We start from the raw sequence: 24,813 nt of genomic DNA, 5'->3' as shown, positions 1-24,813 counted from the left end.
GGAAATGAGCAACACGAGCGTCGAAGAGGCGCAGCAGGCGCCGGAGTGGTTCACGAAGGCGTTGTCGACGCCCGCGGAAACAGGCTCGGTTGATGTCGAGGGTGTACCCGTACGATTCCGCGCCTGGGGGCCCGTCGGGCCGGGAATCGTGCTGGTTCACGGCGGCGCCGCCCACAGTCGGTGGTGGGATCACATCGGCCCGCAGCTGGCTGCCGATCGCCGAGTTGTCGCACTCGACCTGACCGGGCACGGAGACAGCGGCACCCGGGAGAGTTACGGACTGGCGATGTGGGCGCGCGAGATCGTCGAGGCTGCGCGAGCCGGCGGGATCGAGGGAAAGCCGATCCTGGTGGGGCACAGCATGGGCGGGATCATCTCGTTCGTGGCCGCGGACCTCCACGGCGACGAACTCGGTGGTGTCGTCATCATCGATTCGCCGGTACGGGCATTGACCCCGGAAGAAGAAGCCAGCCGGAAAGAAAACGCCTTCGGTCCGAAGAAGGTTTATCCGACTCGTGAGGACGCGAAGGCGCGCTTCCGCTTTGTTCCGGCACAGGACACCGGATTGCCATGCATTCGAGACCACGTTGCCGAGACCTCGATGGAAGCCGTCGACGGTGGTTGGTCGTGGAAGTTCGATCCGAGAGTGTTTGTGCGCGAGGGTACGGGCAACGTCACCGATCACCGTCCACGTTGTCGCACAGCATATTTCCGAGCGCAGAACGGAATTGTCTCCGAGGAACTGATGGCCGACATCCGAATCCTGTTGGGACCGGAATCCATCGTCGCGGAGATTCCCGAGGCCGGCCACCATGTGATGATCGATCAGCCACTTCCGTTGGTAACCGGAGTGCGGACCGTGCTCGGTGCGTGGGCTGCGGCCGACAGATCGACAGCTCCGATCTAGGCCCGCGCGGCTGCTACGAATCTCTCGATCAACGCGTGGTCTTTGACCCCGCGCGAGGACTCGACGCCACTGGACACGTCGACACCCCAGGCTCCAGTGGCGTCCAGCGCGGCACGGACGTTGTCGGGGCCGAGACCGCCGGCCAGAATCCACTGGCCGGCGGGCCTGGACTGCTGCTGCGCCCAATCCCAGGCCACTCCGGAACCGGCATCGGCTCCGTCGATGAGGAGTTCGTCCTCGCCCAGGTCGAGGCTGTAGCCGTCGCGAACCCGGCCGGAGACGACGGCACGAATCACGGTGAGCCCCGCGTCGTGTAGTTGCTTCACCTGCTCGGGTGACTCGAGATCATGGACCTGGACAAACGTCAGCCGCGTGGACCTGGCGATCTCGAGGATCTGGTCGAGCGGGTTGCCGAGAAACACGCCGACAGCTCTGATGGTGTCGGGAACTCGGGCAATGAGGTCGGCGGCAAGCTCGGTGTCGACTTTGCGGACGCTCTCGGCAAAGACAAAACCAATGGCGTCGACGCCGAGCCGGACGGCGAGATCGACGGTATCGGCGTCGCGGAGGCCACAGATCTTGATGAAAGTCACCTGCTTCAGGGTACTAGCCGTGCCCGAGAACCCCTCGATCGTGGCGAACCCTCGATTACGGCTCTAGGCTTTCGGCGGACAGGCGTAGCGGCATTACGAGAGGCGACACGTGGACTGGCTCTACCGGACGAGTGTGATCTCTGGACCCGTGCCTGTGGTCCTGACGATTCTGGGCGTACTCGGCGGAGTGTGGTTGCTCAGCGGGAAGCCTCGGTGGTTCTACCGCTACGCGATCCCGGTGTGCGGTGTTGCGGCGCTGGTGATCATGGTGGCGGCGTGGATTCTGGTGGAGAAGGTGATCGTGCCTTTCCCCGATCCGATTGCGATGTCGATCTACGTGTGGATCGGTTTTGCCGTGTACGGGCTGTTGCTTCTCGGCCCGCGCATCAAAGCCGGGGGCAGTATCGCTAGCGCAGTGCTGTCCGTGGTGGCAGCGCTGCTGATGGTGCTTACGGCCGCGGTACAGATCAACCTCGAATTCTCCGCATATCCGACCGTGGGAATTGTGTTGGGCCACGACGATTTCGACCGGATCGAGCTCGCGGACGTACCCGGTCCGACCGATCCTGTTATCAGCGGTGATCCCACGGATTCGGTCTGGAAAGCCCCGGAAGACATGCCGAATCGTGGCCGGGTGACGACTCTGCCTGTCCCCGGCGCGATTTCGGGATTCACCGCGCGCGATGCCGAGGTGTATCTGCCACCGTCGTACTTCACGAATCCTCGTCCGCTGCTCCCCGTTCTGGTTCTGATGGCCGGGCAACCCGGAAGCCCGCAGGACTGGCTGCAAGGCGGGAAGATCACCGCCACAATGGATTCCTTTGCCCGCGAGCATTCCGGGCTGTCGCCGATCGTCGTGATGGCGGACGCCACCGGGACACAGTTCGCCAATCCTTTGTGCACCGACTCGCCGGCAGGAAATGTGGCGACGTATCTCGCCAAGGATCTGCCCGCGGCAGTGACCTCGGCATTCCAGGTCGATACCGATCCCAAAGCCTGGGCCATCGGCGGACTCTCGTACGGCGGGACATGCTCGCTCCAGATGGCGACCAATTTCCCGGAAATCTACCCGACGTTCCTGGACTTCTCCGGGCAGGTCGAGCCATCGCTCGGTGATCGGCAAAGGACAGTCGATCAGATCTTCGGCGGCAACGAGGCCGCGTTCGAGAAGGTCAATCCGATGGACATCATGGCGAACCGGAAGTTCCCCGATTCTGCCGGGATCGTGGTGGTCGGAACCGACGACAACGACTTCAAGTCCGGGCAGCAGAAGATCTACGACGCGGCCAAGGCAGCGGGAATGAACGTCAAGTATCTGGAACTGCCCGGAGCCCACAGTTTTGTCGTGTGGTCGGCCGCTATGAAGCAGGAATTGGAGTGGCTATCGCAGCGGATGGGACTGATCGGCTGAGTTTCATCCACTCAGTTCTACCCCACCAATTGGAACGTGTTCTATATTCGGAGTGAGGCTGCTTTTCCGGCAGCCAACCGTTCAGCGAGTGGAGTGCACGCACATGTACGAGTGGTCCGACACCGACCTGATGTTCCGCGACGCCTTGCGGGGCTTTATCGACAAGGAGGTGCGGCCTCACGTCGACGAACTCGAAAGCGGAGCGCTCCCGCCCTTCGACATCATCCGCAAGCTGTACTCGACATTCGGTTTGGCCGACATGGCACGCGAGGGCCTCGAGAAATCACTTGCCCGCGAGCGCGGCGACGCACCAGCCGGTGACGGTGAGAAGGGCAGCGCCTTCAGCGGGGCCGGGAGCATGGGCGTCGTGCTCAACAGTGAACTGGCCGGGGTGAGCCTCGGCCTGGTCGCGTCGCTTGGCGTCAGCCTCGGGCTCGCAGCCGGAACGATCCGCAGCCGCGGCACCCTCGCTCAGAAGGAACGTTGGCTGCCCGGACTGGTCACCTTCGAGACCGTCGGCGCCTGGGCGATCACCGAACCCGACTCGGGATCCGACGCTTTCGGCGGCATGAAATCCTACGTTCGCCGCGATGGCGACGACTACATCCTCAACGGCAACAAGACGTTCATCACCAACGGACCGTACGCCGACGTCACCATCGTCTACGCCAAACTCGACGAAGGTGACGCCTCCGTCGACCGTCGTGACCGCAAGGTGCTCGCGTTCATCCTCGACAAGGGCATGGAAGGGTTCACCCAGAGCCCGCCCTTCAAGAAGATGGGCATGAACTCCTCACCCACCGGCGAGCTGTTCTTCGACAACGTCCGCATCACCAAGGACCGCCTGCTCGGCGAAACGGAAGACAGCGGAAAATCCGACGGAAAGTCCAGTGCCAAGGAAAGCTTTGCCGCCGAACGCATCGGCATCGCATCCCTGTCCCTCGGAATCATCAACGAATGCCACCGGCTCTGCATCGACTACGCAAAGTCCCGCAAACTGTGGGGCCGCGAAATCGGACAGTTCCAGCTCATCCAACTCAAGCTCGCCGAGATGGAAGTGGCTCGAATCAATGTGCAGAACATGGTCTTCAACGCGATCGAGCGAACCGCAGCAGGCGACAAGGTGACCCTGGCGGAGGCGTCGGCGATGAAGCTGTACTCCTCGCGCGCGGCAACCGAAGTTGCCATGGAGGCCGTCCAGTTGTTCGGCGGAAACGGCTACATGGCCGAGTATCGCGTCGAGCAGTTGGCCCGCGACGCGAAGTCGCTCATGATCTACGCCGGCAGCAACGAAATCCAGGTCACGCACATCGCAAAGGGACTGCTCGGCTAGTGTCGGCGCAGAAACGGAATCAACGACGCTAGAACGGCGTCAGAGGCCACGACGGCGCTGGCGTGGTCTGTGCCGTCGATGACAGACAACGAACAATCCGGAATCAGGGACGCGGCGTGCTCGGTATCGGGCCGCCGCTCCCGGTCTTTGGACCCGACGAACATCAATGTCGGAGTGATCATCTCGCGAAGCACGCTGTCGTCGATACCCGGTTCGACGTCGGACCGTCGCATGTACGCGGCCAAGGCGAGCGGATCGTTCCGACGAAATGCTGCCGCGGTCTGCGGATCAACCGGCTTGCCGCGCCTAGCGCCCCAGCCGTCGAGAAAGCCCTCGATCCCACCCTGCTCGAGGGCGTCGACGCAGCCTGGGAAGAACAGTGCGTCGAACGCGCCGGTCATGGGCCGGCTGCTCCCACCGCCGACGGTCAACGACCGCACTCGTTCGGAGTGCTCGATTGCCAACGACAGTGTCGCGCGCCCGCCGAACGAATACCCCAGGACGTGGGCGGGTTCGAACGGCGACTCGGTGTCGAGGATCTCGAGGAGATCGCCGACCACCAGATCCATCGCGTACGAATCGGGCGTGTGCGGCTTCTCGCTGCGACCGTGCCCGCGCATGTCGACCAGGATCATCCGGTACCGATCCTGCAGGGCTTTGACATAACCGAAGCCGCGCCAGATCGAATGTGACAGAGCACTGCCGTGAACCATCAGCAGGGGGATGCCCGTCCCCACAACCTGGTACGCGATCCGGGTTCCGTCAACGGGGTTTCTCGCGTCCTGCATCACCGATCCATTATGGACGTGTGAATGGCGTCATTGCCATTCGGGATCGATTTCCTGAATTCCGTTCTCGTCCATCCTGATCCACCGGGTGATGTTGATTTCCCGCAGAAACGGCAGATCGTGACTGACAACAACGAGTGCACCCCGGAAATCGTGAAGCGCTTGCGTGAGATGGGCAAGGCTGGGGAGATCCAGATTGTTGGTCGGCTCGTCCAGGATCAGGAGTTTGGGTGCGGGCTGCGCGAGGAGGATGGTCGCCAGCGCTGCCCGGAGACGTTCGCCGCCGGACAGTGCGGAGGCTGTCACGTCGGAATCCGTTCCACGAAAAAGGAATCGAGCCAGTTGGCCACGAATTTCCTCGCTGGTTGCGTGTGGCGCCGCCGCTGCAACGTTGTCCGCCACCGACAGATTTTCGTCGAACACGTCCAACCGCTGACGCAGTGCGCGGCAGGGGACGAATGGCTTTTTCTCCACCAGGGCGTCGAGAAGGGTTGTCTTCCCAATTCCGTTGGGCCCCACAATCGCGATCCGTTCGGGACCGGTGACATGCAGCGACACAATCTGGCCGCTGCGCAGCACGACATCCTCGAGCGTCACTACCTGCTGGCCCGGATGTACCTGTGTATCAGGAAGATCCAATCGTATTTCGCGATCGTCGCGAAGCAGCTTCTCCGCATCGGCAAGAGCGGACTTCGCGTCGTCGACCTTGCCGATATGGTTGACCGACAGTTTTCCCGCTGAAACTTCGGCTTTTCGCTTGCGGGTCTGCGCCAGGATCGGCGGTAGCCGCTTCCCGTCTTGAATCTTCTGGCCGTATCGCTTGCGCCGATCCAGTTTGGTTCGCGCCTCGATCAATTCGCGGTTCTGCTTTGCCAGATCGGTTTTGGCGTCGCGAACCGCGGCCAAGGCGTTTTCCTGTTCCGCCGTTGTCGCCTCCTGGTACAGCGAGTAGTTGCCGCCGAATGTCCGAAGATTGCCGCGACGCAGTTCCACGGTGGATTCCATGCTGTTCAACAACTCCCGGTCGTGGCTCACCACCACGACGGTGCCGGGGAATTGTTGGACAGCGGCATGAACCCGGGCGCGTGCCATCCGGTCCAGATTGTTGGTCGGCTCGTCCAGTAGCAGTACCTGCGGATTTTTCAACAGGGTCGCGGTGAGGCCGAGTAGCACCGTCTCGCCACCGGACAGCGTGCCGACGGTGCGTCCCAAGGCTTCGATGTCGGGTACAACGCGTTCGAGCCCAAGGCGGTGCAGCGTCGAAATCGCACGTTCCTCGATGTCCCAGTTGCCTTCGGCCACAGCGAAGTCTTTCTCTGCGCCCTCGCCGGATTCTATGCGGTGCAAGGCAATACGCAGATCACCGATATCCAGGATATCGTCGACTCGAACATTCGGGTCGAGGGTGATGTCCTGGCGCAGATAGCCGATCTCGCCGGAAGCGTGGACTGAACCGGCATCGGGTGTCAATCGACCGGCGATCAGGCGCAACAGCGTGGACTTCCCGGATCCGTTCAATCCCACCAGACCGATTCGGCCGCTGGGGAACACAAAGCTCAGACCGGAGAAGACAGGCTCGCCGTCGGGCCAGGTGAACGTGAGGTCGGACAGAGACAGAGAGGAATGAGAGTGGGTCATGTGAACTCCAGAGGGTGCGGGGACCACCCGGCTCAGCCGCAACTGATGGGTGTGGATGCCTTCGCGTAATGAACCTCTAGATGAGCAACGGCCCGTTTCCTGTTCGTCGGGGATGATTCGACGTCGACGCTACTCGATGACCGTTGACGTAGGCAATCGAATTAACGTGTGATGTGCATCGTCAGATCTTCGGTCCCTCCGTCCGCAGATCGTCGACCTTCTTCATCGCGTCCCGCAGTTCCGCGAGCCACTGTTCGCTGTGCTGACCGGCCAGGCGGACAGTCCACTTGAGTGCGTCGGCCCGCGACCTGGCAACACCCGCATCCACCAACGTGTCGAGTACCTTGCGCTCGGGTTGACGCAATCGCGTCATCACCGGCACCGCGAGATGTGTGAACAGGACCGTCTTTTCGTCCAGTTTCACACCCCATGCCACCTTCCGGCCGTATCTGGCCTCGGCCTCGTCGGCGATGCGCATGCGATCGGCGCGCGTGGTTTCACGAAAGCGTGAGATACGACCTTCCGCTGCCGCAGACCCGCCCTCGACGGGTGGTAGTTCCCCGATGACAACGATCTCCTCGCGGTCCACCTGGACGTCGGCCGGGCCGGTGAACCAGGTGTCGGGGAGCCTGCCGGCAAACCAGTCGCCTGCATCACCCGCGTCGGGAACCGATGCTTGTTGCCAACCTCCGGGGCGTCCGAATCCGCGCTCGCCGGGGCCGTGTGAGTTCTTCATGACGTTCTCCTGAAAGTCGTCGGGAGCATTTATTGCTCTGATTACATGATTACACCGATATTCCGGCGTTCGCCACAATTTCGGGCATGATCGAGAAGGTGCGCCCATCGAGAGTTGATATTCGCCACCCGTTGATCCGAAAAATCACCGTGTTCACGGTGATCGGAGTAGCCGCCGCGAGCAGTATCGTCGCGTGCAGTAGTGGCCCTGACCAGCCGCGATCAGTGGCTGAGCAGTTCGCAACTGCCCTCACCGACGACGATGTGTCGGCGGCGGCAAACCTCACTACCGATCCCGCGGCGGCTTCCACCGCGATCACCGCCATGATCGACGGACTGGGGAAGGACGAGGGAACGTTCACGGTTTCCGAAGCCGAACAATCCGGCGATGACGCCGGCACCTTCACTCTCGATGCGGCCTGGAACTTCGGAGAAGGCCAGGACTGGACGTACTCGACACACGGGAACGCATCGGCCAGTGGTGATCAGTGGTTGATCGAGTGGGATCCGGCATTGCTCGCACCGGATCTGAGGGCGTCGACCACCCTGCGGTACACACCCACTACCGGTGCGCCGCCTGCGGTTCTCGATACGGCCGGGCAGCCCGTCATGGAGCAGCAGGTGGTGGCACTGGTCAATCTCGAGCCCACAGCTGATGCCGCTGCCGTGGCGGCGCTCATCTCCCCGGTTGCCCCGACAATTACGGCAGATTCGTTGCGCAGTGATCTCGCCGCGGCTGCCGGAAAGCCGATCACTGCCATCACGCTTCGTGCGGAAGACCTTGCGCCCATTGAAGATCGGTTGGCTTCCCTGCCCGGAGTGACGCTTGCGCCACAGGCCCGGTTGCTGTCCGTCGACAAGGCTTTGACGTCGCCGACCTTCACCGGACTGAGCGAACTGTGGCAGGAAGGGCAGGACAAATCCGCCGGGTGGGCGGTGCAGATGGTGAAGGAGAACGGGTCGGCGACCACTATCGCCGGACAGGACGGCCCGGTTGCGCCGAATATCGCGACAACAATCGACCGCAACCTTCAACTGGGCGCAGAGAACGCACTCGCCGGGGTGACACAGCCTGCGGTGATCGTGGCGCTGCAACCGTCGTCCGGCGCTGTTCTTGCCGTGGCCCAGAACTCGGCCGCCGATGCTCAGGGGCCGATCGCGCTCACAGGTCTGTATCCGCCCGGTTCGACATTCAAAACCGTGACAACGTCGGCGGCGCTGCAAGCCGGGGTGGCGACCCCCGACACAATTCTGCCGTGTCCTGGCACCGAGAACGTCGAGGGACGACAGATCCCCAACGACGACGAATTCGATCTCGGCTCGGTGCCCCTGCACACCGCATTCGCGCATTCGTGCAACACGACGATGGCGCGCCTAGCCGTCGGTCTGCCTGCGGACGCACTGCACAATGCGGGACTGCAATTCGGATTGGGCGTCGACTACGTCACTCCCGGCCTGACGACGGTGACCGGAAACGTACCGGACGCGAACACTCCGGCCGAACGCGTCGAATCGGCGATCGGGCAGGGAACTGTCACTGCCACGCCGTTCGGGATGGCGTTGGTCGCGGCGTCGATCGCACACGGTGAAACGCCGACCCCGATGCTCGTGAAAGGGCAGCCCGGGGTTGCCGATCAGACCGCGGCGCCCACTCCCGCGGTGGTGACCGAACAGTTGCGGACCATGATGCGTGAGACCGTCACCGGTGGTACTGCGACGACTCTCGCAGATATCGACGGACTGCTGGGCAAGACCGGAACAGCCGAAGTTGACGGCGGTCCAGCGCATGGATGGTTTGTCGGAATCAAGGGAGATCTGGCGTTTGCGGTTTTTATCGCTGGGGCAGACAGCTCCGCTCCTGCAGTGCAGGTCGCGGGCACTTTTCTGCGGTGAAACCTGATTTCGATTGCAGTTCGATGACACCGCCGTGGCTCAACCGTGACACGTTCGTAGGCATCCCGTGCTTGTTACGGCTGTGACAGAAGTGAAGAGTTGCACCAATGGGGCCCGGAGCACAGAAAAGCAGCCGTGGAAAATACGTCATTGCTTCGATAGCTGCTGTTGTCATGACAGTGGCACTCGCGTCGTGCGTCGTCGGGGGAGAAGAGGAAACTGACGCCGCGACGGTCGTCGAAGACTTTGTCACCGCACTCAACAATCACGACGTGGACGCGGCCGCAAACCTCACGTCGTACCCCAATGCCGCACGCGCATCCATCTCGCAGATGTTCGACGGATTGGAAGCACGTTCCACCGACTTCGACGTCGCCCAGGTCATCGACCTCGGTAGTGACTCCGGATTCTTCACTCTCGACGCGGCCTGGAACTTCGGCGAAGGCAAGGACTGGACATACCAGTCACAAGGTGAGGTCCGAGACCTCTCCGTCGGTTGGCGAGTGTCCTGGGATCCGTCGGTCATCGTCCCCGGCCTCGGCAGCGGACGCACCGTCGACTACACCCGGACCGACGCCGCTCCGCCCAAGGTGGTCGATGCAGGCGGGACTCTGCTCATGAACGAGCAGACCATCAATGCCATCACTCTCGACCCGGCATCCATGCCCGATCCAGTCGACTCGACGCGCCGGCTCGCGAAAGTCATCGAACCCGTCGCTCCGCTGGTGACCAGCGAATCGATGCTCGCTGATCTCGCGGCGCACCCGGGGCAGTCGATTACAGCAGTTCTCCTGCGCGACCCCGACTATCTGTACCTCGAAAGCGACTTCGCCATCCCCGGAGTTGTTGTCGTGAAGACGCCCAAGCTCATTGCGTCGGATCGCCGGATCAATTCGCCGCTCCTGGACCCGTTGCGTACCGCGTGGCAGGCAAACCGCGACGCCACCGCAGGTTGGGCGGTCAATCTTGTCGACCAAAACGGAGCAGCAGTCAAACAAGCCGGTTTCCAGGGACCTTCAGGACCCGACGTTGCCGCGACCATGGACTCGCACACACAACTCGCGGCAATCGAAGCTGTGGTGAGTGCCGGAACGCCCGCGGCGATAGTCGCGATCCGACCCTCGGACGGCGCGATTCTTGCTGCTGCACAGAACAATCAGGCCATCGAGCAGGGGCCGATCGCCTTCACCGGGCTTCGTCCGGCAGGCGGCGCGCTGGACCTCGTGCGGTTGGCGTCGTCGATGCAGAACGGCGTCGAGCCGCGCGCCGTGTCCGGCGAACAGTTGGCCGACACGGCGCGGCAACTCGGTCTGGGCAACGGATTCCACATTCCCAGCCTCGAGCAGCAGACGGCCACGTTTGCATCGGATGGTTCCGGCGGGAACGAGTCGGTGAACAATATCGTGGCTAATCGGACGTCCTCCGGTGCCGGTGAACCTCAGGTCACGCCGTTCGGTATGGCAATGCTCGCGGCGTCCATTGCCCGCGGCAGTGCGCCGACGCCGATGATGGTGTTCGGTCAGCCCGCGACCGCCGATACCGCGGCGTCAGCGCTGCCGGAGGACGTGACCAACCGACTCCGTGATTCCATGCGCGGCGCGGGCGGCTTGGTCGGATACCCGGATCTGATCGCTGCCGGTGCGGCAAGTGGTGACGATCGCTGGTTCTTCGGATCACGTGGTGACCTGGCCTTTGCGGTCTTCGTCGCTGATGCCGACGGCAATGATCGGGCACAGCAGATGACGGAGAAGTTGTTCCAGGAGCTGGCAAAGCCTGCCGACAAATAAATGAGAGCGTGACTTTCAAATACGTAATCGCTATTCTCATCTCTGGAAGAGTATCTGCCAGAGAGGGCGCACTCGGTGACAATGCGATTCATCTACCACTACCCGGAAATAAGTGGTCTGGACGGAGACGTTCTCGATCCAGGGCCGTTGCGGGACGTGGCCGTCGCCGCCGAGCGGGCAGGATTCGACACGCTGTCTCTCAGCGAACACCCGATACCCGGCGCAAAATGGCTGGCCTCCGGCGGGCACCAGACGCTCGATCCATTTGTTGCCCTCGGCTACGTCGCCGCCGCAACCGAACGGTTGCGGTTGCTCACGTATCTGGCGGTGGCGCCGTACCGAAACCCCTTCCTGCTGGCAAAATCCGCGTCGACCCTCGACAAACTGTCGGGTGGCCGCCTCACGCTCGGGCTCGGAACGGGATATCAGAAGAGCGAGTTCCATGCTCTCGGAATCGATTTCGACGAGCGCAACGAACTCTTCGACGAGGCGCTCGATGTGCTTCCGCTGCATTGGAGCGGTGAACCATTCACGTATCGAGGCAAGCACTTCAGTGCCCTCGACGTCATCGCCCGGCCGAGGCCGATCCAGAATCCGATCCCCATCTGGATTGGCGGCAACTCCAAGCTGACTCGTCGCCGAGTAGCCGAGCGCGCACAGGGATGGATGCCGATGTCCGGTGGGGCAGAGTTGAGCGCTACCGCGCGAACACCCACGCTCGGATCGGTTGATCAGATCGGCGGCCACATCACCGAACTGCGAAATGCGGCGCTCGCCGCCGGACGCGCCGAGCCCATCGACGTTGTGTACTCCTATCACGGCGACGGGATACACACCCCGACAGTCGAATCTGACCGGCACCGCGAAGTGTTCGAAGACCTCGAAAAATCAGGCGTCACCGCAGTGGTGGTTTCCGGTCCCATCGACGGTTTGGCCGCCACCGTCGAATTCCTCGAAGCGTTCGGGTCCACGTACCTGTCATGAGCACACGATGGTTCGAAGATCGGGCCGGGTTCGACGGATGCGTAGCCGTCATCACCGGCGGCGCCGGTGGGCTCGGCAGTGCGATTGCCGCTGATCTTGCCGAAAACGGTGTGCGGCTTGCCGTCGTCGACATCGATGCAGAGGCCGTCGAGCGTCTGCGTCGTGAGTTGGCGGAGGGCGGATGCGACGCCGTCGTACATCACGGTGACGCGCGTGATCCGGACGAGTTGAACGTGTTGTTCGAGGCTGCTCACGAGCGGTGGGGCAGGCTCGACATCCTGGTCAACGTTGTCGGTGGCACCTTCCGAACACCATTTGCGGAATCGACACCGAAAGGGTGGGACGCGCTTTTGCGCACGAACTTCCATCACGTCCTACACGCGTGCTCCCTCGCGGTGCCGATGATGAAAAGCGGTGGGCGAGGCGGCAGCATCATCAACGTGACAACCATCGAAGCGCACCGCGCGGCGCCCGGTTTTGCCGTCTACTCTGCGGCAAAGGCTGCCGTCGAGCAGTTTTCGCGGACACTGGCCGTCGAACTGGCCCCGGACCGGATTCGCGTGAACAACGTTGCACCGGACTTCGTCCCGACGCCAAATCTTGCCCGATTCGGCAGTGGGGACCATTCGATGGCAACCCCGGTGGGGGCTCGGGTGGCCATACCGATGGGACGAGTCGGGCATGTCTCCGATGTCTCGAACAGCGTCGTGTTTCTTGCTTCCGGATTATCCACCTTCATCACCGGGACAACACTCCATCCTGACGGCGGAACATTGGCGTCGTCCGGGTGGTTCAACTGGCCGGACACGGGTTGGGCGAACTACGCACCGACGCGGTTTCTGGAGGGGCACGCGTAGGCGCGTGGCGCGGGTGAGAATCCGCGCCCGGTAGGTTCATGAGCTGTGAACCTGCTCGATTTCCTCTTTCTTGTCGTAGCGGGATTCTTCAGCGGTCTAGTCGGCTTTGTCACCGGACTGGCGTCCATCGTGTCGTACCCGGCGCTGCTCAGTGTCGGGTTGTCGCCTGTCAGCGCCAATATGACCAACACCGTGGCACTGGTGGCCGTCGGAGTCGGCGCATTGGCGAACTCATCGCGCGAAGTTGCCGATACGGGACCCAAACTTGTTCGCTGGTCTCTGTATTCAGCCGCGGGCGGCATCATCGGTGCGTTGATTCTGTGGCTCGCACCGGAGGGTTCGTTCGAATCGGTTGTGCCGGCGATGGTTGCGTTTGCGGCGCTGGCACTGCTCCTTCAACCGAAGATTCGTGAACTCTCCGGCGGCGGCGACCGTCCGGGAATCTACTCGGCCGCCCTGTTTGCCGTAGCCGTGTACGGCGGGTATTTCGGCGCGGGTGCCGGCGTCATCTTTCTGGCGGCAACCCTCATCCTCACATCCGAAACGGTGTGGCGGGCCACAATTCTGAAGAGCTTCTTCCTCGGCATTGCGAATCTGGTTGCCGCCCTCATCTTCGCTTTTTCCGGGCAAGTGCACTGGGTGGCCGCGCTGGCCATGGCTCTCGGCGCATTGGTGGGTGGCTGGTGCGGGCCACCCGTCGTGAAGAAAATCCCGCCATCGGTACTGCGGGTGGCAGTAGCGATAGCGGGATTCGCTTTGGCGCTGTGGCTGTGGGTCAAATAGCGGGCAGGGTCAAATAGCGTTTACTGCACGCCTTGCATCAGCTTCTTGATCCACGGCGACGCGGCAGCAAGCACAACGCCGATTCCGATCGACGAGAATCCGATGATCAGGAAGAACGGCTTGCTGTCGTCTATGTCGAAATGACCGGCAAGCGTTCCGGCCATCGAGGATCCCAATGCGACGGACAGGAAGAACAACGCGACCATCTGCGTGTGGAAACGCTCCGGCGCCAGTTTGGTTGCGAGCGACAATCCGACGGGGGAGAGGAACAGCTCCGCAAACGTGAACAGCAGAAGGACTCCGGCCAGCCCGAGGAGCGGTGCACTGTTCGGACCGCCGCCGGTGATCGGAATGAAGGCGAGGAAAGCCAGGCCCATGATCCCGGTGCCGATTGCGAACTTGATGGGCGACGACGGCTGCCGTGGGCCGAGTTTGGTCCACATCGCCGCGAACACGCCTGCGAAGACGATGATGAACACGGGGTTGATGGACTGAACCCAGCTCGGCGGGAAGTCCCAGCCGAAGAGGTTGCGGTCCAGAAGCTTGTCCGAGATCAGCGGAACCGTCGTGAATTGCTGCTGGAACAGCGACCAGAAGGCAGCGCTGGCAATGAACATCGGGATGAACGCAAACACACGGCTGCGTTCGACCTTCGTGATCTGCTTGCTGGTCAGCATCAGAAGGAAATATCCGACCGATGCAATGACAGTCAGACCGACCACAACGTCGGACATGTTGTCCGCGGTGATCAAACCGGTAATCGATGCGATGGCGACCACAACGATCGCAGCAACACCGATTCCGATGTAGAGGGTGCGCTTATCCGCGGGAAGCGGGTTGCCCGGTGCGGCGCCGATTCCGTGAAGGTGCTTGCGGCCCAACGTGTACTGGATAAGGCCGAGCGCCATGCCGACGGCCGCCAGAGCAAATCCGGCATGGAATCCCCAGGCATCCTGCACTGCGCCGGTCAGCAGCGGACCGACCAAACCGCCGATGTTGATGCCCATGTAGAAGATCGAGAAACCGGCGTCGCGGCGCTCGTCCGTCGGCGAATACAGATCGCCGACCAACGAGGTGGCGTTGGCCTTGAGGCCACCACTGCCGAAGGCCACCATGACAAGACCGATGCCAACGCCCCACAGACCGGGGAACACCGCCAACGCGATGTGGCCGGCCATGACCAGCGAAGCACTGTAGAAGAGCGTCCGCTCCGACCCGAGAAGGCGGTCGGCCACCCACGCACCGAGGATCGTGGACAGGTACACGGTGCCGCCGTACGCACCGACAATGCTTGTCGCGGCGGCCTGGCTGATACCGAGACCACCGTCGGCGACGGTGTAATACAAGTAATAGATCAGGATGCCTTGCATCCCGTAGAAGGAGAACCTCTCCCACATCTCCACGCCGAACAGATTGGCCAATGCAAACGGTTGGCCGAAGAAGCCCTTGTCTTCCTTCTCGGTCCGTTCGGCAGGCTCCGTAGTGTTACTCATCCGAAAAGTGTCCTACTTCGTAGCGCAATTCGGGTAGTTCCGGACCGCTCGACACGGTTACGACCTGGCACGGATTTTTGCGATGACCGGAACCAGTGCGCGCCACCCGAGTAGGAAAGCGCCGAGGACAAGCGTGGCGACCACGATGAAACTGAACTGCGTACCTTGACCGCTGAGCACTCGCAGGACCATGCCGATGACGACGGTGGAGAGCCATACGACTATGCCGGTGGGGAGTAGGAGAACGGCGTTGAACTTGTCGCGGTACAGCGCGAACGTGGCAGACCATCCGATTACCAGGCCGGTCAGGAACGGCCAGGATGTCTTCGCCAGTCCGGCGAGCGCATTGGCTTCTTCGTGTGTACGGCGCCCTATCGCGCAAAAGATAATGACAAGAACGGCGTCGATCAGCAGGAATGGTGCGTACTTCTTCACCTGGTCACCATACGACTGTGCGCCTTTCCGGTAGTTGGCACTACCGGAAAGGCGCACGTGGCCGAAGGCCCTTATGCCTGCAGACCAGCCTCGATCTCGAGGGTGATGGTGATCTTGTCGCCGACAACTGCTCCGCCGCCTTCGAGGGGCATCTCGATGGAGATGTCGAAGTCCTTGCGGTTGATGACTGTGGTGGCTTCGAATCCGGCAACCGGGCCGTTGCCCATACCGGGGTTGACGCCGTTGAACTCGAGGTTCAGCTCGACCTCGCGGGTGACACCGTGGAGGGTGAAGTCGCCTGCGAGTACGAAGTCGCTGCCCTTGGCGCGCACTGCGGTGGACTTGAAGGTAGCCGTCGGGTACTTCTCGACGTCGAAGAAGTCAGCGGACTTGATGTGGCCGTCACGCTGCTCGTTCTTGGTGTTGATGGAGGCGACCGAAATTTCGGCTTCGACGGCCGGGGTGCCGTCCTCGGCAACCGTGATGGCGCCCGAGAACTCGTCGAACGTGCCGCGAACCTTGGACACCATGAGGTGGCGAACCGAGAAGCCGACGGTCGAGTGGACCGTGTCGATAACCCAGGTTCCGGCGGTCAATGCGGGCAATGTGGTGGTAGCGGCGGTCATCGAAGCTCCTTGATAAGTAGTTGAATGTTCAATTGCTTGTAGGTTCAACTATGAACCCTCGAGAATCCTTCCGCAAGTTCGTGTGACTGTCATCACATGTGCGGGATGCAGCCGCGTAGACGGCATGAAGCGCCGACGCCGTGACGGACTGATGAACAGCCACTCCCCAGTGTTGGACTCCGTCGACCAGGGCTTCTGTGATGGTGACGGCCGAAGTTGCACTGGCCGGAGAATCCGAGTGGCCGGGAAGTGAATGCTGCGTGAGTGACAGAACTTCGACGCCGGTGCCGTTCTCGGTCAGGATCCTGGCCAGCGCCTCGACGGGCCCGGACGCACTGGCCTCGGCGGTAATTTCCTTGCCGTCGCGATCCAGGACGACAAACAGACGATCACCATCTGAGCTGTGTTCCACCGAATATCGGCGCATTCCTCCGTTGTACCCGTACTCGCGCAGCAGGAGGTTCCACAGCTGGTCGGCGGTTATCTCGAGTCCGGAGCCATCGGTTTCACGTTGAACTCGTGCCGCAAAATCGATTTGCAGGCGTCGGGGGAGTTCGACGCCGTATTCCGATGCCAGCAAGTAGGCGATGCCTCCCTTGCCGGACTGGCTGTTTACCCGGATCACTGCCTGGTAGTCACGACCGACGTCAGCGGGATCGATCGGCAGGTACGGCACCTCCCACGGCGCCTGCGACGGATCGATGCCAAGGATTTCGGCGCGCTCGTAATGATGGGCAAAGCCCTTCTTGATTGCGTCCTGGTGGGTTCCCGAGAACGCGGTGTACACCAGATCGCCGCCGTACGGGTGGCGCTCGTGCACCGGAATTCTGTTGCAGTGCTCCACTGTTCGACGAATTTCGTCGATGTCGGTGAAGTCGATTCTCGGGTCGACGCCCTGCGCGTGGAGGTTCAGTCCGAGCGTCACCAGATCGACATTGCCGGTGCGCTCACCGTTACCGAACAGGCAGCCTTCGACCCGCTGAGCGCCGGCGAGTACTGCCAGTTCGGCGCACGCCACTCCGGTGCCACGATCGTTGTGTGGATGTACGGACAGGATTACCGAATCGCGTCGAGCGAGATTGTGGTGCATGTATTCGATCTGGTCCGCGTAGATGTTAGGAGTGGCGATTTCCACTGTGGCAGGCAGATTGTGGATGACCGGGCGATCTGGGCTCGCATCCCAGAGTTCGCTGAGGCTGTTGCAGATCTGCAGCACGTAGTCCGGTTCCGTCAGGTTGAAGACCTCGGGTGAGAACTCGAACCGCCACCCGTCGTGAGCGTCACCGCCGCGAGCGACATCCTCGGCGGCGCGAAAGATCATGCCGTGCAGTTCGTCTCGTTCCTTCCCCAGGACCACATCGCGCCATGTCGGTGCGGTAGCGGTGTACATGTGAACTACCGCGTTCGGCAGTCCGGCGATGGATTGGTAGGTTCGCTCGATCAAATCTGTTCGGGCTGCGGTGAATACAACGATCGTGACATCGTCGGGAACCAGGTCGAGGTGGACGAGGTCGCGAACGAAGTCGAAGTCCGTCGCACTGGCGGAAGGGTAGCCGACCTCGATTTCCTTGTAGCCGATCGCCACCATCAGTTCGAACATTCGGCGTTTGCGGGCCGGGTCCATCGGTTCGGCGAGGGCCTGGTTGCCGTCGCGCAGATCCACGGGAACCCACAGGGGTGCTTCGGTGGTGCGATTGGCCGGCCAGGTTCGATCGAATGCCGGAATGTCGACTCGATCCCACGCGGCGCGATAACGCGCGGACGGCATGGGGGACGGTTTCTGGGTGTTCCAGGTGGTGCTCATCGGGGGTTCTCCTGCGGGTCTTGGTGAGAGACCGGCCATGGCGGAACCCCGCGGAGGGGTGCCGGTCTTTTCAGGCCCCGCCGCGGCAGTCGAGAAGGAGTCCTCGGTAAGCCATGAGGGCTACACTAGAACGAAATCACTTATCAGACAACCTGAGGAGTTTCCGTGCCGCCGATGGTCGAACGCCGTCTACTCACCGATCAAGCCGCTGAGCTTCTTCGTGCTCGTATCATCGGTGGCGAATGGGCAGTCGGTGACAAACTTCCAGGTGAAACCACTCTGGCCGCGGAATTGGGTATCGGTCGTTCCACGATCCGCGAAGCCGTTCGCACCCTCGCCGGACTCGGCATGCTGGAATCGCGTCAGGGCGCCGGAGTGTTCTTGCGCAGTACAACCCCGCCCGACCAGTGGCCTCGGGTCCTCGAATCCGAGGCCATCCTGCATGTAGTCGAAGTGCGCAACGCCGTCGAGGTGGAGGCAGCTGGATTGGCAGCCAAACGACGCGACGACACCGATATCGCCGAACTCAGGCGTGCGCTCGACGGTAGGGCCGCGGCCGCGAATTCCGGTGATGCCGCCTTTGTCGACGCCGACATCGCGGTGCATCGCGCGGTGGTCGAGGCGGCGCACAATCCGGTTCTGTCTGAGTTGTTCGAAACGTTTGTCCCACGACTTCGGACTGCGTTGATCGAGCTGATCGGCGTCCTCGATCTCAATCCGCACAGCCAACCCGATGCCGACGAACATCGAATGTTGGTGGACGCCATCGAAGCCGGTGACTCGGAGGCTGCCGTGCGAATCAGCCGTGCCCATCTGGATGACATGGCAGCAGCGTTGCGACGCTAAACGCCGGGTTGTTCGCCGCGTTCGAAGTCGATGGTCATGTCGGCGTCGTCGCGATGCGTCGCTCGGAACGAAATCAGGAAGACGACCCACCCCACGAGCGCCACGAGTACAAGACTCACCATGCGGTAGACGAAGACCGCCGCGAGAGCTTGTGCGCCGGTCGCTCCGGCGATGGTGAGCGCAGTGATCAGTGCTGTGTCCACGTATCCCAAACCGCCGGGCATCAGAGGAATACTCCCGACGGCCTTGGCTGCGGTGAACGCGATCAGCAAACCGGCAAACGAGGGGTGCGCACCCACAGCCCAACAGGCAAACCCGAGACAGGCGACGTCGGCAACACGATGGATCGCCGACCAGCCGAAAGCGATGACGGTATCGGTGCGCCCGAGTTCCACGGAATCGAGTTGAGTGAGAATCTCGGACCAGCGTGACACTCCACGGTCTGGATGATTACCGCGAAAGCTGTTGTACCGAGCCAGGACCCAGTGTCCTAGGCGTTCGAGGCTACCGGGGTTCTGGGCGATATATCGCAGGCCGACGAATAGAAGCGCCACGCAGATAATCGAGATGGTCAGCGTAACTGGACTGACCTTGGTGCCGAAAGCCAAAGCGCCGGTTGCGCCGAGAAGTGCCAGCGTTGCTGCGGCGATCACACCGCACATAGCCAATTGCCACGACGCGACAATGGGCGTCGCACCCCACTTGCGGGTCTGCTTGTATGTGAACGCGGTGGAGAAAACCTGCCCCGCAGGCAATGTGAGCGCCATCGCGGTACTTGCGTAGATCACGGAGAGATTTTTCAGGTGGCCGGCCACCACACCGGCAGCATTGAGAAGCCGCTGCTGAACCGACGCGTATCCGCTGAGTGAGACGGCCTGGGCGGCGATGCAGGCCGCAACCCAACCCCAGTGGATTTCCGTCAGTGCCTGCCATGACTCATTGAGCTTTGGCCACAGCAGTGTCCCTTCGACAACCAGCAGAGTGATCAGCGCCAGCCCGAGAACATACTTCAGCCACCAGAATCGCCCACGAACCCGACCGGGCTCGGCGACGGACGGCGGGGGCCGTCTCAGTCGCCACGGGGTCTTTCCAGGTAGTGCCATCGATTCAGACTAACCAATCTGTTCTGGATCTACCTCGGGATATTTCTGTGGCCAGGCTAGATGAGTGAGCCGTCTGCGCCCACGAAGTTGAACCTGCTCGCCCAGTTCCCACTCGGCCTGCTCCTCCTCGTCCGCAAAATACAGCGCACTCGTCGACGCCAGGACTCTGCTGGGACGGAACTTCGCGAGCTCCGTCAAACGCGAGGCCTCGTTGACCGGGTCGCCGATCACGGTGTACTCGAAACGTTCCGCCGCACCGATATTTCCCGCGACCGCCAAACCTGCGCTCACACCGATACCGATGTCGAGGCCGGTGATCGCGTCGAGCTTGAACCGCAACTCGCGCGCAGCAGCCAGCGCAGCCGTCGGTGCGTCGGGTCGATCGAGGGGAGCGCCAAAGATCGCGAGCGCCGCATCGCCCATGAACTTGTTGACAAAGCCGTGGTGACGGTCGATCACGTCCACGACGATGCGGAAGAATTCGTTGAGCAATTCGACGACCTCGCCGGGCGGACGTTCAGCCGCAGCGCCCGTCGACCCGACCATGTCCACGAACAGAACCGCGACAAAGCGTGTTTCACCGCCCAGTTCCGTACCGAACTGCAAAGCGCGTCGAGCGACGTCCTCGCCGACATGTTGGCCGAACAACTGGCGCAGCAGACGACGCTCGTCCGACTCCTTCATCATGCGGTTGAACCCGACCTGCAGACGCCCGATCTCACTGCCGTCGAACACCTCGACACGAACGTCCGTCGCACCGCGCTGGACCCGCTCGATGGCGCGTCGAAGTTGGCGGATGGGGTCGGAGATCTGGCTGGCCGTCAGCATCGACAGCGCAAATGCCTGCACGATCGCCATGATCGAGATCAACAAGATCGCCCACGCCAACGAATTGGGTGAGAACTCGAGATCAGTGGTGAGTTGGGTGGCGCACAGCAAGATGATGCCGGCGACGGGCATGAGCGTGCCCAATCCCCACGTCATTGCCAAACGGGTGCCGACGCCTGGGGCCATGGTCCGATCGAACTCGCCCTCGCTCAATGCGAGTGCAGCGACGGGACGCAGGATTCGCTCGCCGAGCATGTACGTGAACCCGAACGTCGTGGTCGCGGCCATGCAGACGGTGACAATCACCGCGATAGCCAACCCGGGCATCTCGTTGATCGTCAGAATGACGAAGATGATGCCGCCGAGGAACCAGAGAACAAGGTGGACGATCGCTTGGCGCAGCGGCGCATGCAGCGCTGCCATCTGCTCACTGCGCGTCGGGGGACCGCCGCGCAATCTCCACCGGATGACCTTGCGGAGCATCATGGCTGCCGCCGTCAGACTGACAACACCGGCAAACGCGAGGTAGATGCCGAACACCGCGAAGTTCCGGACATGATCGGCAACGATCGCGTCGGATTCCTCGATGGGGACGCCATACCGCACAAAGGCAAATACCAGCACCGCGCCGATCAGGTTGGCTGCGAGCATCGAAACCATATAGATGGGCCATCGACTGCGGATCGTCACCGCTATCGCTCTGTATGAAGCCCGCACAGCGTTCAATTTAGCTGGCCAGGGTCGAAGTACTGGTATGCGCGTCCCATTTGCGTCTGCCCACGGTTGTCGGCTCCGGCGGTTAGGCTCCCGAAGGGAACGCAGGATAAGGGGAATGCGGAGGGGATTCGGCCCATGAATGAGTTCGAGAATGAGTTCGAGCGGGAATGAACAAGCCCATCACGTCCGACGCGAAGTCGGTTCATCCCGGCGTGCGGATCGCAGCCGAGTGGTCGTGGCGCCTGATCGTGATCTTTGCCGGCTTGGCGGTCCTCGGATACGTCGTGCTGCGGCTCGAGACGGTGCTGATTCCCGTCGGCTTGGCGCTCCTGGCTTCGGCGCTGCTCATTCCGTTCGTAGACCGGATGCAAACGTGGGGCGTGCCGCGATCAGCTGCCGTTGTAGTGGTGTTGCTCGGTGCCCTCGGCATCGTTGCCGGAATCATGACGTTTGTGGTCGAGCAGTTCATCGACGGTCTTCCAGAGCTCACCGATCAATTTGCTGCCAGCGTCACACAGATCCAGAACTGGTTGACCAGCGGCCCGTTCCATTTCAGTGAGGACCAGATTCGCCAAGCGGGCGATTCCGTCGTCAAATCGGTGCAGTCCAATCGCGAAGAACTGACCAGTGGCGCGCTGACCACCGCGGCGGTTGTCACCGAGATCTTCACCGGCGCGCTGTTGACCTTCTTCACCCTGATCTTCTTCTTGTACGGCGGAGACCAGATCTGGGAGTTCGTCACCCGGATCGTTCCGCGCGATTCGAGGCGTCGTATCCGGATCGCGGGCGCCGCCGGCTTCGGTTCACTCATCGGATACGTACGTGCAACGGTTGCCGTCGCCGCAGCGGACGCCATCGGTATCGGCGCTGGCCTCGCGATTCTGGGAGTCCCGCTGGCGTTGCCCCTGGCATCGCTGGTGTTCATCGGCGCGTTCATCCCGATCGTCGGTGCTTTTCTCACGGGTTTTCTTGCAGTCCTCGTCGCCCTGGTCACCAAGGGATTCCTGACCGCCCTGATCGTGCTCGGCATCATCATCGGCGTCATGCAGCTCGAAGCGCACGTCATGCAGCCCCTGCTGCTCGGCCGCGCAGTCAGGCTCCACCCGCTGGCCGTGGTTCTCGCGATCACCGCGGGCATCGTCCTGGCCGGAATAGTCGGCGGGCTCCTCGCCGTACCGATCGTCGCGGTCCTCAACACGGCTATCCGCTCACTGCTCGCCGACGATCCCGACGCCGTGTACGCCCAACTGCACGTCGAAGATCCGGAGACACCGCTCTATCCGGCGGAACCCGACGAACCACGAACCGAACCGCGCATCGAAAATCCGATCCCACCCGACCAGGCCACCCACGATGACTGACCCGACCCGCCGACGCCGATTGCACTACCGGCCCACCGTCCGCGAAGCATCCGGAATAGACACCGACCCTGACGCACCGCTGTGGCGGGCCGCGCAGGCCTTTCGCTTGGTCACTCTGGTCTACGCGATCAGCTACCAGTTCGCTTCGGCGTCGGACTACACCAACGCACGTCTGAGTTGGTTCTTCGTCGCGCTCATGGCGGTGTGGTCCGGTGCCTCCGCAGTCATGTTGGCCGCTGAAACGGTCCCACGAAAATATGTCGTACTGGCAGATCAGCTGATCGTCATCGCGCTCATGGCGTCGACCCGGCTTGTGTCAGATCACGAGTGGTACCAAAATCACCAGACCCTACCGACGACGCTGTGGGCCACCAACGCCGTGATCTCGGCGGCGATCCTCGGCGGGCCGTGGCTCGGAATCGCATCAGGCGTTGTCATCTCCTCGGCCAGCGCGATCATTCGGGACCAGATCAATCTTGATCTCTGGCGCGACGCCACAGCCCCCGTCCTCGTATCAGTCGGCTTGGCGCTGGGCCTCGCCACCACCACCGCACGGCGCGCACATCGCCAACTCGAACAAGCCGTGCGCCTCGCCGCAGCCACCGAAGAACGCGAAAGACTCGCCCGTGAAGTCCACGACGGAGTACTCCAAGTCCTTGCGATGGTCCGAAGACGAGGCGCAGCGCTCGGCGGTGAAGCCGCAGAACTCGCAGAACTGGCCGGAGAGCAGGAAGTGGCACTTCGCATGCTCATCTCCGAACAGGGCTCAGGCGCAACAGCCGACACGGGAGGTCAGAGCGTCGACCTGTGCCCACTGCTCACCACAGGGGCGAGTGCGACGGTATCCGTCTCGACACCAGCCGACCCTGTCATCCTCGACCGCGACCGCGCCATCGAACTGGCCGCCATCGTCGACAACGCCCTGTCCAACGCAGCACTCCACGCCGGCTCGGGCGCCAAGGTTTTCGTACTGCTCGAAGATCTACCGGGCGAGGTCATTGTCAGCATCCGCGACGACGGAGTCGGTATCCCCGACGGCCGGTTGGCCGAAGCCGAAGCCGAAGGTCGCATGGGAGTATCGAAGTCCATTCTCGGACGCGTCGCGGTGCTCGGCGGTACCGCGAGTCTGCACACCGGACCCGGGGAGGGCACAGAATGGGAAATCACGGTGCCGAAGGAAAGTAGTGGAAGTGACTGAGCAGCAGGGTGTAGCAGGGGTGTCCGTCATGGTGGTCGACGATCACCCGATGTGGCGAGACGGAGTGTCCCGCGACCTCGAAGCAGCCGGATTCATCGTCGCAGCCACCGCAGACGGCGTCGAGCGTGCCCGAAACCGCGCCGCTGCAGTGACACCGGACGTTGTTCTCATGGACATGCACCTCCCCGACGGAAATGGCGCAGACGCAACCGCAGCCGTGCTCGAAGTTTCGCCCCACAGCAAGATCCTTGTGCTGTCGGCGTCGTCGGAACGCGACGACGTACTGGACGCGATCAAGGCGGGAGCGTCCGGTTACCTGGTAAAGAGTGCTTCCGTCGACGAACTCCTGGGAGCCGTACGCGCAACCTACGACGGGCAAGCTGTCTTCACCCCTGGCCTTGCCGGACTGGTACTCGGTGAATACCGACGCATGTCCACCGCCCCTGCCGACGACCGTGCACCCGAGGTCCCGAAACTCACCGAACGGGAGACCGAAGTGCTGCGACTGGTCGCGAAAGGGCTCAGCGCCAAGCAGATTGCGACCAGGCTCTCGCTGAGCCACCGAACCGTCGAAAACCACGTACAAGCCACGCTACGCAAACTTCAATTGGCCAACCGCGTCGAGTTGACGCGTTACGCAATCGAGCAGGGTCTTGACTGATATCCGGGAAAGTCTCGATTAACGCTTATCCT

General features: G+C 62.2%; 22 protein-coding genes. 12 read left to right on the top strand and 10 right to left on the bottom strand.

The genetic code is table 11. The features are described 5' to 3' along the window. The first annotated feature begins 4 nt into the window (after positions 1 to 4). Positions 5 to 907, top strand: coding sequence for an alpha/beta hydrolase (locus KYT97_RS13650; RefSeq protein WP_219112566.1), 903 nt, complete (start codon positions 5 to 7; stop codon positions 905 to 907). Here KYT97_RS13650 and KYT97_RS13645 read toward each other — a convergent pair. After that, positions 904 to 1,500, bottom strand: coding sequence for a phosphoribosylanthranilate isomerase (locus KYT97_RS13645; protein WP_219112564.1), 597 nt, complete (start codon positions 1,498 to 1,500; stop codon positions 904 to 906). The genes KYT97_RS13650 and KYT97_RS13645 overlap by 4 nt on opposite strands. A 109-nt stretch (positions 1,501 to 1,609) precedes the next feature. Here KYT97_RS13645 and KYT97_RS13640 point away from each other — a divergent pair, with 109 nt between their 5' ends. After that, the gene (locus tag KYT97_RS13640) at positions 1,610 to 2,911 is read left to right on the top strand and encodes an alpha/beta hydrolase (RefSeq protein WP_116103614.1); all 1,302 of its coding nucleotides are present in this window, start codon (positions 1,610 to 1,612) and stop codon (positions 2,909 to 2,911) included. A gap of 103 nt (positions 2,912 to 3,014) precedes the next feature. Then, a complete protein-coding gene (locus KYT97_RS13635) occupies positions 3,015 to 4,244 on the top strand; it encodes an acyl-CoA dehydrogenase family protein (protein WP_219112562.1) in 1,230 nt (409 codons plus the stop codon). On the opposite strand, the gene KYT97_RS13630 is transcribed toward KYT97_RS13635, so the two are convergent. The 3 genes from KYT97_RS13630 to KYT97_RS13620 form a co-directional block, all read right to left on the bottom strand. Then, entirely contained in the window at positions 4,241 to 5,032 is a 792-nt protein-coding gene (locus KYT97_RS13630; RefSeq protein ID WP_172936591.1) for an alpha/beta fold hydrolase, read from the bottom strand. The genes KYT97_RS13635 and KYT97_RS13630 overlap by 4 nt on opposite strands. Positions 5,033 to 5,062: 30 nt before the next feature. Beyond that, positions 5,063 to 6,670 (bottom strand): ABC-F family ATP-binding cassette domain-containing protein, encoded by a 1,608-nt coding sequence (locus tag KYT97_RS13625; protein ID WP_219112560.1) that lies wholly within the window; start codon positions 6,668 to 6,670, stop codon positions 5,063 to 5,065. A 181-nt stretch (positions 6,671 to 6,851) separates the two neighbouring features. Continuing rightward, positions 6,852 to 7,406, bottom strand: coding sequence for a hypothetical protein (locus KYT97_RS13620; protein ID WP_033231734.1), 555 nt, complete (start codon positions 7,404 to 7,406; stop codon positions 6,852 to 6,854). An 86-nt stretch (positions 7,407 to 7,492) separates the two neighbouring features. Between KYT97_RS13620 and KYT97_RS13615 the strand changes: the two genes are divergently transcribed. The 5 genes from KYT97_RS13615 (at position 7,493) to KYT97_RS13595 (ending at position 13,709) form a co-directional block, all read left to right on the top strand. Next, positions 7,493 to 9,298, top strand: coding sequence for a penicillin-binding transpeptidase domain-containing protein (locus KYT97_RS13615; RefSeq protein WP_219112558.1), 1,806 nt, complete (start codon positions 7,493 to 7,495; stop codon positions 9,296 to 9,298). Between the two features lie 107 nt (positions 9,299 to 9,405). Continuing rightward, on the top strand, positions 9,406 to 11,085 hold the full coding sequence (locus KYT97_RS13610; RefSeq protein ID WP_095887022.1) for an NTF2-like N-terminal transpeptidase domain-containing protein: 1,680 nt from the start codon (positions 9,406 to 9,408) through the stop codon (positions 11,083 to 11,085). An 81-nt stretch (positions 11,086 to 11,166) separates the two neighbouring features. Next, positions 11,167 to 12,069 (top strand): LLM class F420-dependent oxidoreductase, encoded by a 903-nt coding sequence (locus KYT97_RS13605; RefSeq protein ID WP_116103609.1) that lies wholly within the window; start codon positions 11,167 to 11,169, stop codon positions 12,067 to 12,069. After that, a complete protein-coding gene (locus KYT97_RS13600; protein ID WP_092803202.1) occupies positions 12,066 to 12,926 on the top strand; it encodes an SDR family NAD(P)-dependent oxidoreductase in 861 nt (286 codons plus the stop codon). Before KYT97_RS13605 ends, KYT97_RS13600 begins: the two co-directional genes overlap by 4 nt. 45 nt (positions 12,927 to 12,971) lie before the next feature. Continuing rightward, the gene (locus KYT97_RS13595) at positions 12,972 to 13,709 is read left to right on the top strand and encodes a sulfite exporter TauE/SafE family protein (RefSeq protein ID WP_033231729.1); all 738 of its coding nucleotides are present in this window, start codon (positions 12,972 to 12,974) and stop codon (positions 13,707 to 13,709) included. A gap of 20 nt (positions 13,710 to 13,729) precedes the next feature. Here KYT97_RS13595 and KYT97_RS13590 read toward each other — a convergent pair whose 3' ends face one another. The 4 genes from KYT97_RS13590 to KYT97_RS13575 form a co-directional block, all read right to left on the bottom strand. Beyond that, complete coding sequence (locus KYT97_RS13590; protein WP_033231728.1) at positions 13,730 to 15,202, bottom strand: peptide MFS transporter; 1,473 nt, start codon at positions 15,200 to 15,202, stop codon at positions 13,730 to 13,732. A gap of 57 nt (positions 15,203 to 15,259) precedes the next feature. Next, positions 15,260 to 15,637: a DUF3054 domain-containing protein gene (locus KYT97_RS13585; protein WP_033231727.1), complete on the bottom strand. Its 378-nt coding sequence runs from the start codon at positions 15,635 to 15,637 to the stop codon at positions 15,260 to 15,262. A 71-nt stretch (positions 15,638 to 15,708) separates the two neighbouring features. Further along, entirely contained in the window at positions 15,709 to 16,263 is a 555-nt protein-coding gene (locus KYT97_RS13580; RefSeq protein WP_033231726.1) for a YceI family protein, read from the bottom strand. Positions 16,264 to 16,291: 28 nt separating this feature from the next. Next, positions 16,292 to 18,067: a 2-isopropylmalate synthase gene (locus tag KYT97_RS13575; protein ID WP_219112556.1), complete on the bottom strand. Its 1,776-nt coding sequence runs from the start codon at positions 18,065 to 18,067 to the stop codon at positions 16,292 to 16,294. Between the two features lie 165 nt (positions 18,068 to 18,232). On the opposite strand from KYT97_RS13575, the gene KYT97_RS13570 reads away from it, so the two are divergent. Further along, positions 18,233 to 18,913, top strand: coding sequence for a FadR/GntR family transcriptional regulator (locus tag KYT97_RS13570; protein WP_172936586.1), 681 nt, complete (start codon positions 18,233 to 18,235; stop codon positions 18,911 to 18,913). Here the strand turns inward: KYT97_RS13570 and KYT97_RS13565 are convergent. Both KYT97_RS13565 and KYT97_RS13560 read right to left on the bottom strand, forming a co-directional pair. Next, positions 18,910 to 20,016: a lysylphosphatidylglycerol synthase transmembrane domain-containing protein gene (locus tag KYT97_RS13565; RefSeq protein WP_051730285.1), complete on the bottom strand. Its 1,107-nt coding sequence runs from the start codon at positions 20,014 to 20,016 to the stop codon at positions 18,910 to 18,912. The genes KYT97_RS13570 and KYT97_RS13565 overlap by 4 nt on opposite strands. Positions 20,017 to 20,025: 9 nt before the next feature. Then, positions 20,026 to 21,504 (bottom strand): adenylate/guanylate cyclase domain-containing protein, encoded by a 1,479-nt coding sequence (locus KYT97_RS13560; RefSeq protein WP_033231724.1) that lies wholly within the window; start codon positions 21,502 to 21,504, stop codon positions 20,026 to 20,028. Between the two features lie 224 nt (positions 21,505 to 21,728). Between KYT97_RS13560 and KYT97_RS13555 the strand changes: the two genes are divergently transcribed. From KYT97_RS13555 to KYT97_RS13545, 3 genes are read left to right on the top strand one after another with little or no spacing between them, the layout of a single operon-like run. After that, positions 21,729 to 22,922, top strand: a complete 1,194-nt coding sequence (locus KYT97_RS13555) for an AI-2E family transporter (RefSeq protein WP_033231723.1) — start codon at positions 21,729 to 21,731, stop codon at positions 22,920 to 22,922. Further along, on the top strand, positions 22,915 to 24,120 hold the full coding sequence (gene macS / locus KYT97_RS13550) for a MacS family sensor histidine kinase (RefSeq protein WP_045064659.1): 1,206 nt from the start codon (positions 22,915 to 22,917) through the stop codon (positions 24,118 to 24,120). The genes KYT97_RS13555 and macS overlap by 8 nt, the downstream gene beginning before the upstream one ends. Before the next feature lie 28 nt (positions 24,121 to 24,148). After that, positions 24,149 to 24,781: a response regulator gene (locus tag KYT97_RS13545; RefSeq protein WP_045066679.1), complete on the top strand. Its 633-nt coding sequence runs from the start codon at positions 24,149 to 24,151 to the stop codon at positions 24,779 to 24,781. Positions 24,782 to 24,813 lie beyond the last annotated feature (32 nt).

The organism is Rhodococcus globerulus (assembly GCF_019334125.1).
Classification (GTDB): Bacteria; Actinomycetota; Actinomycetes; order Mycobacteriales; family Mycobacteriaceae; genus Rhodococcus_F; species Rhodococcus_F globerula.
Note: the sequence above shows the minus strand (reverse complement) of the source record. Positions and strands in the feature narration are given on the sequence as shown.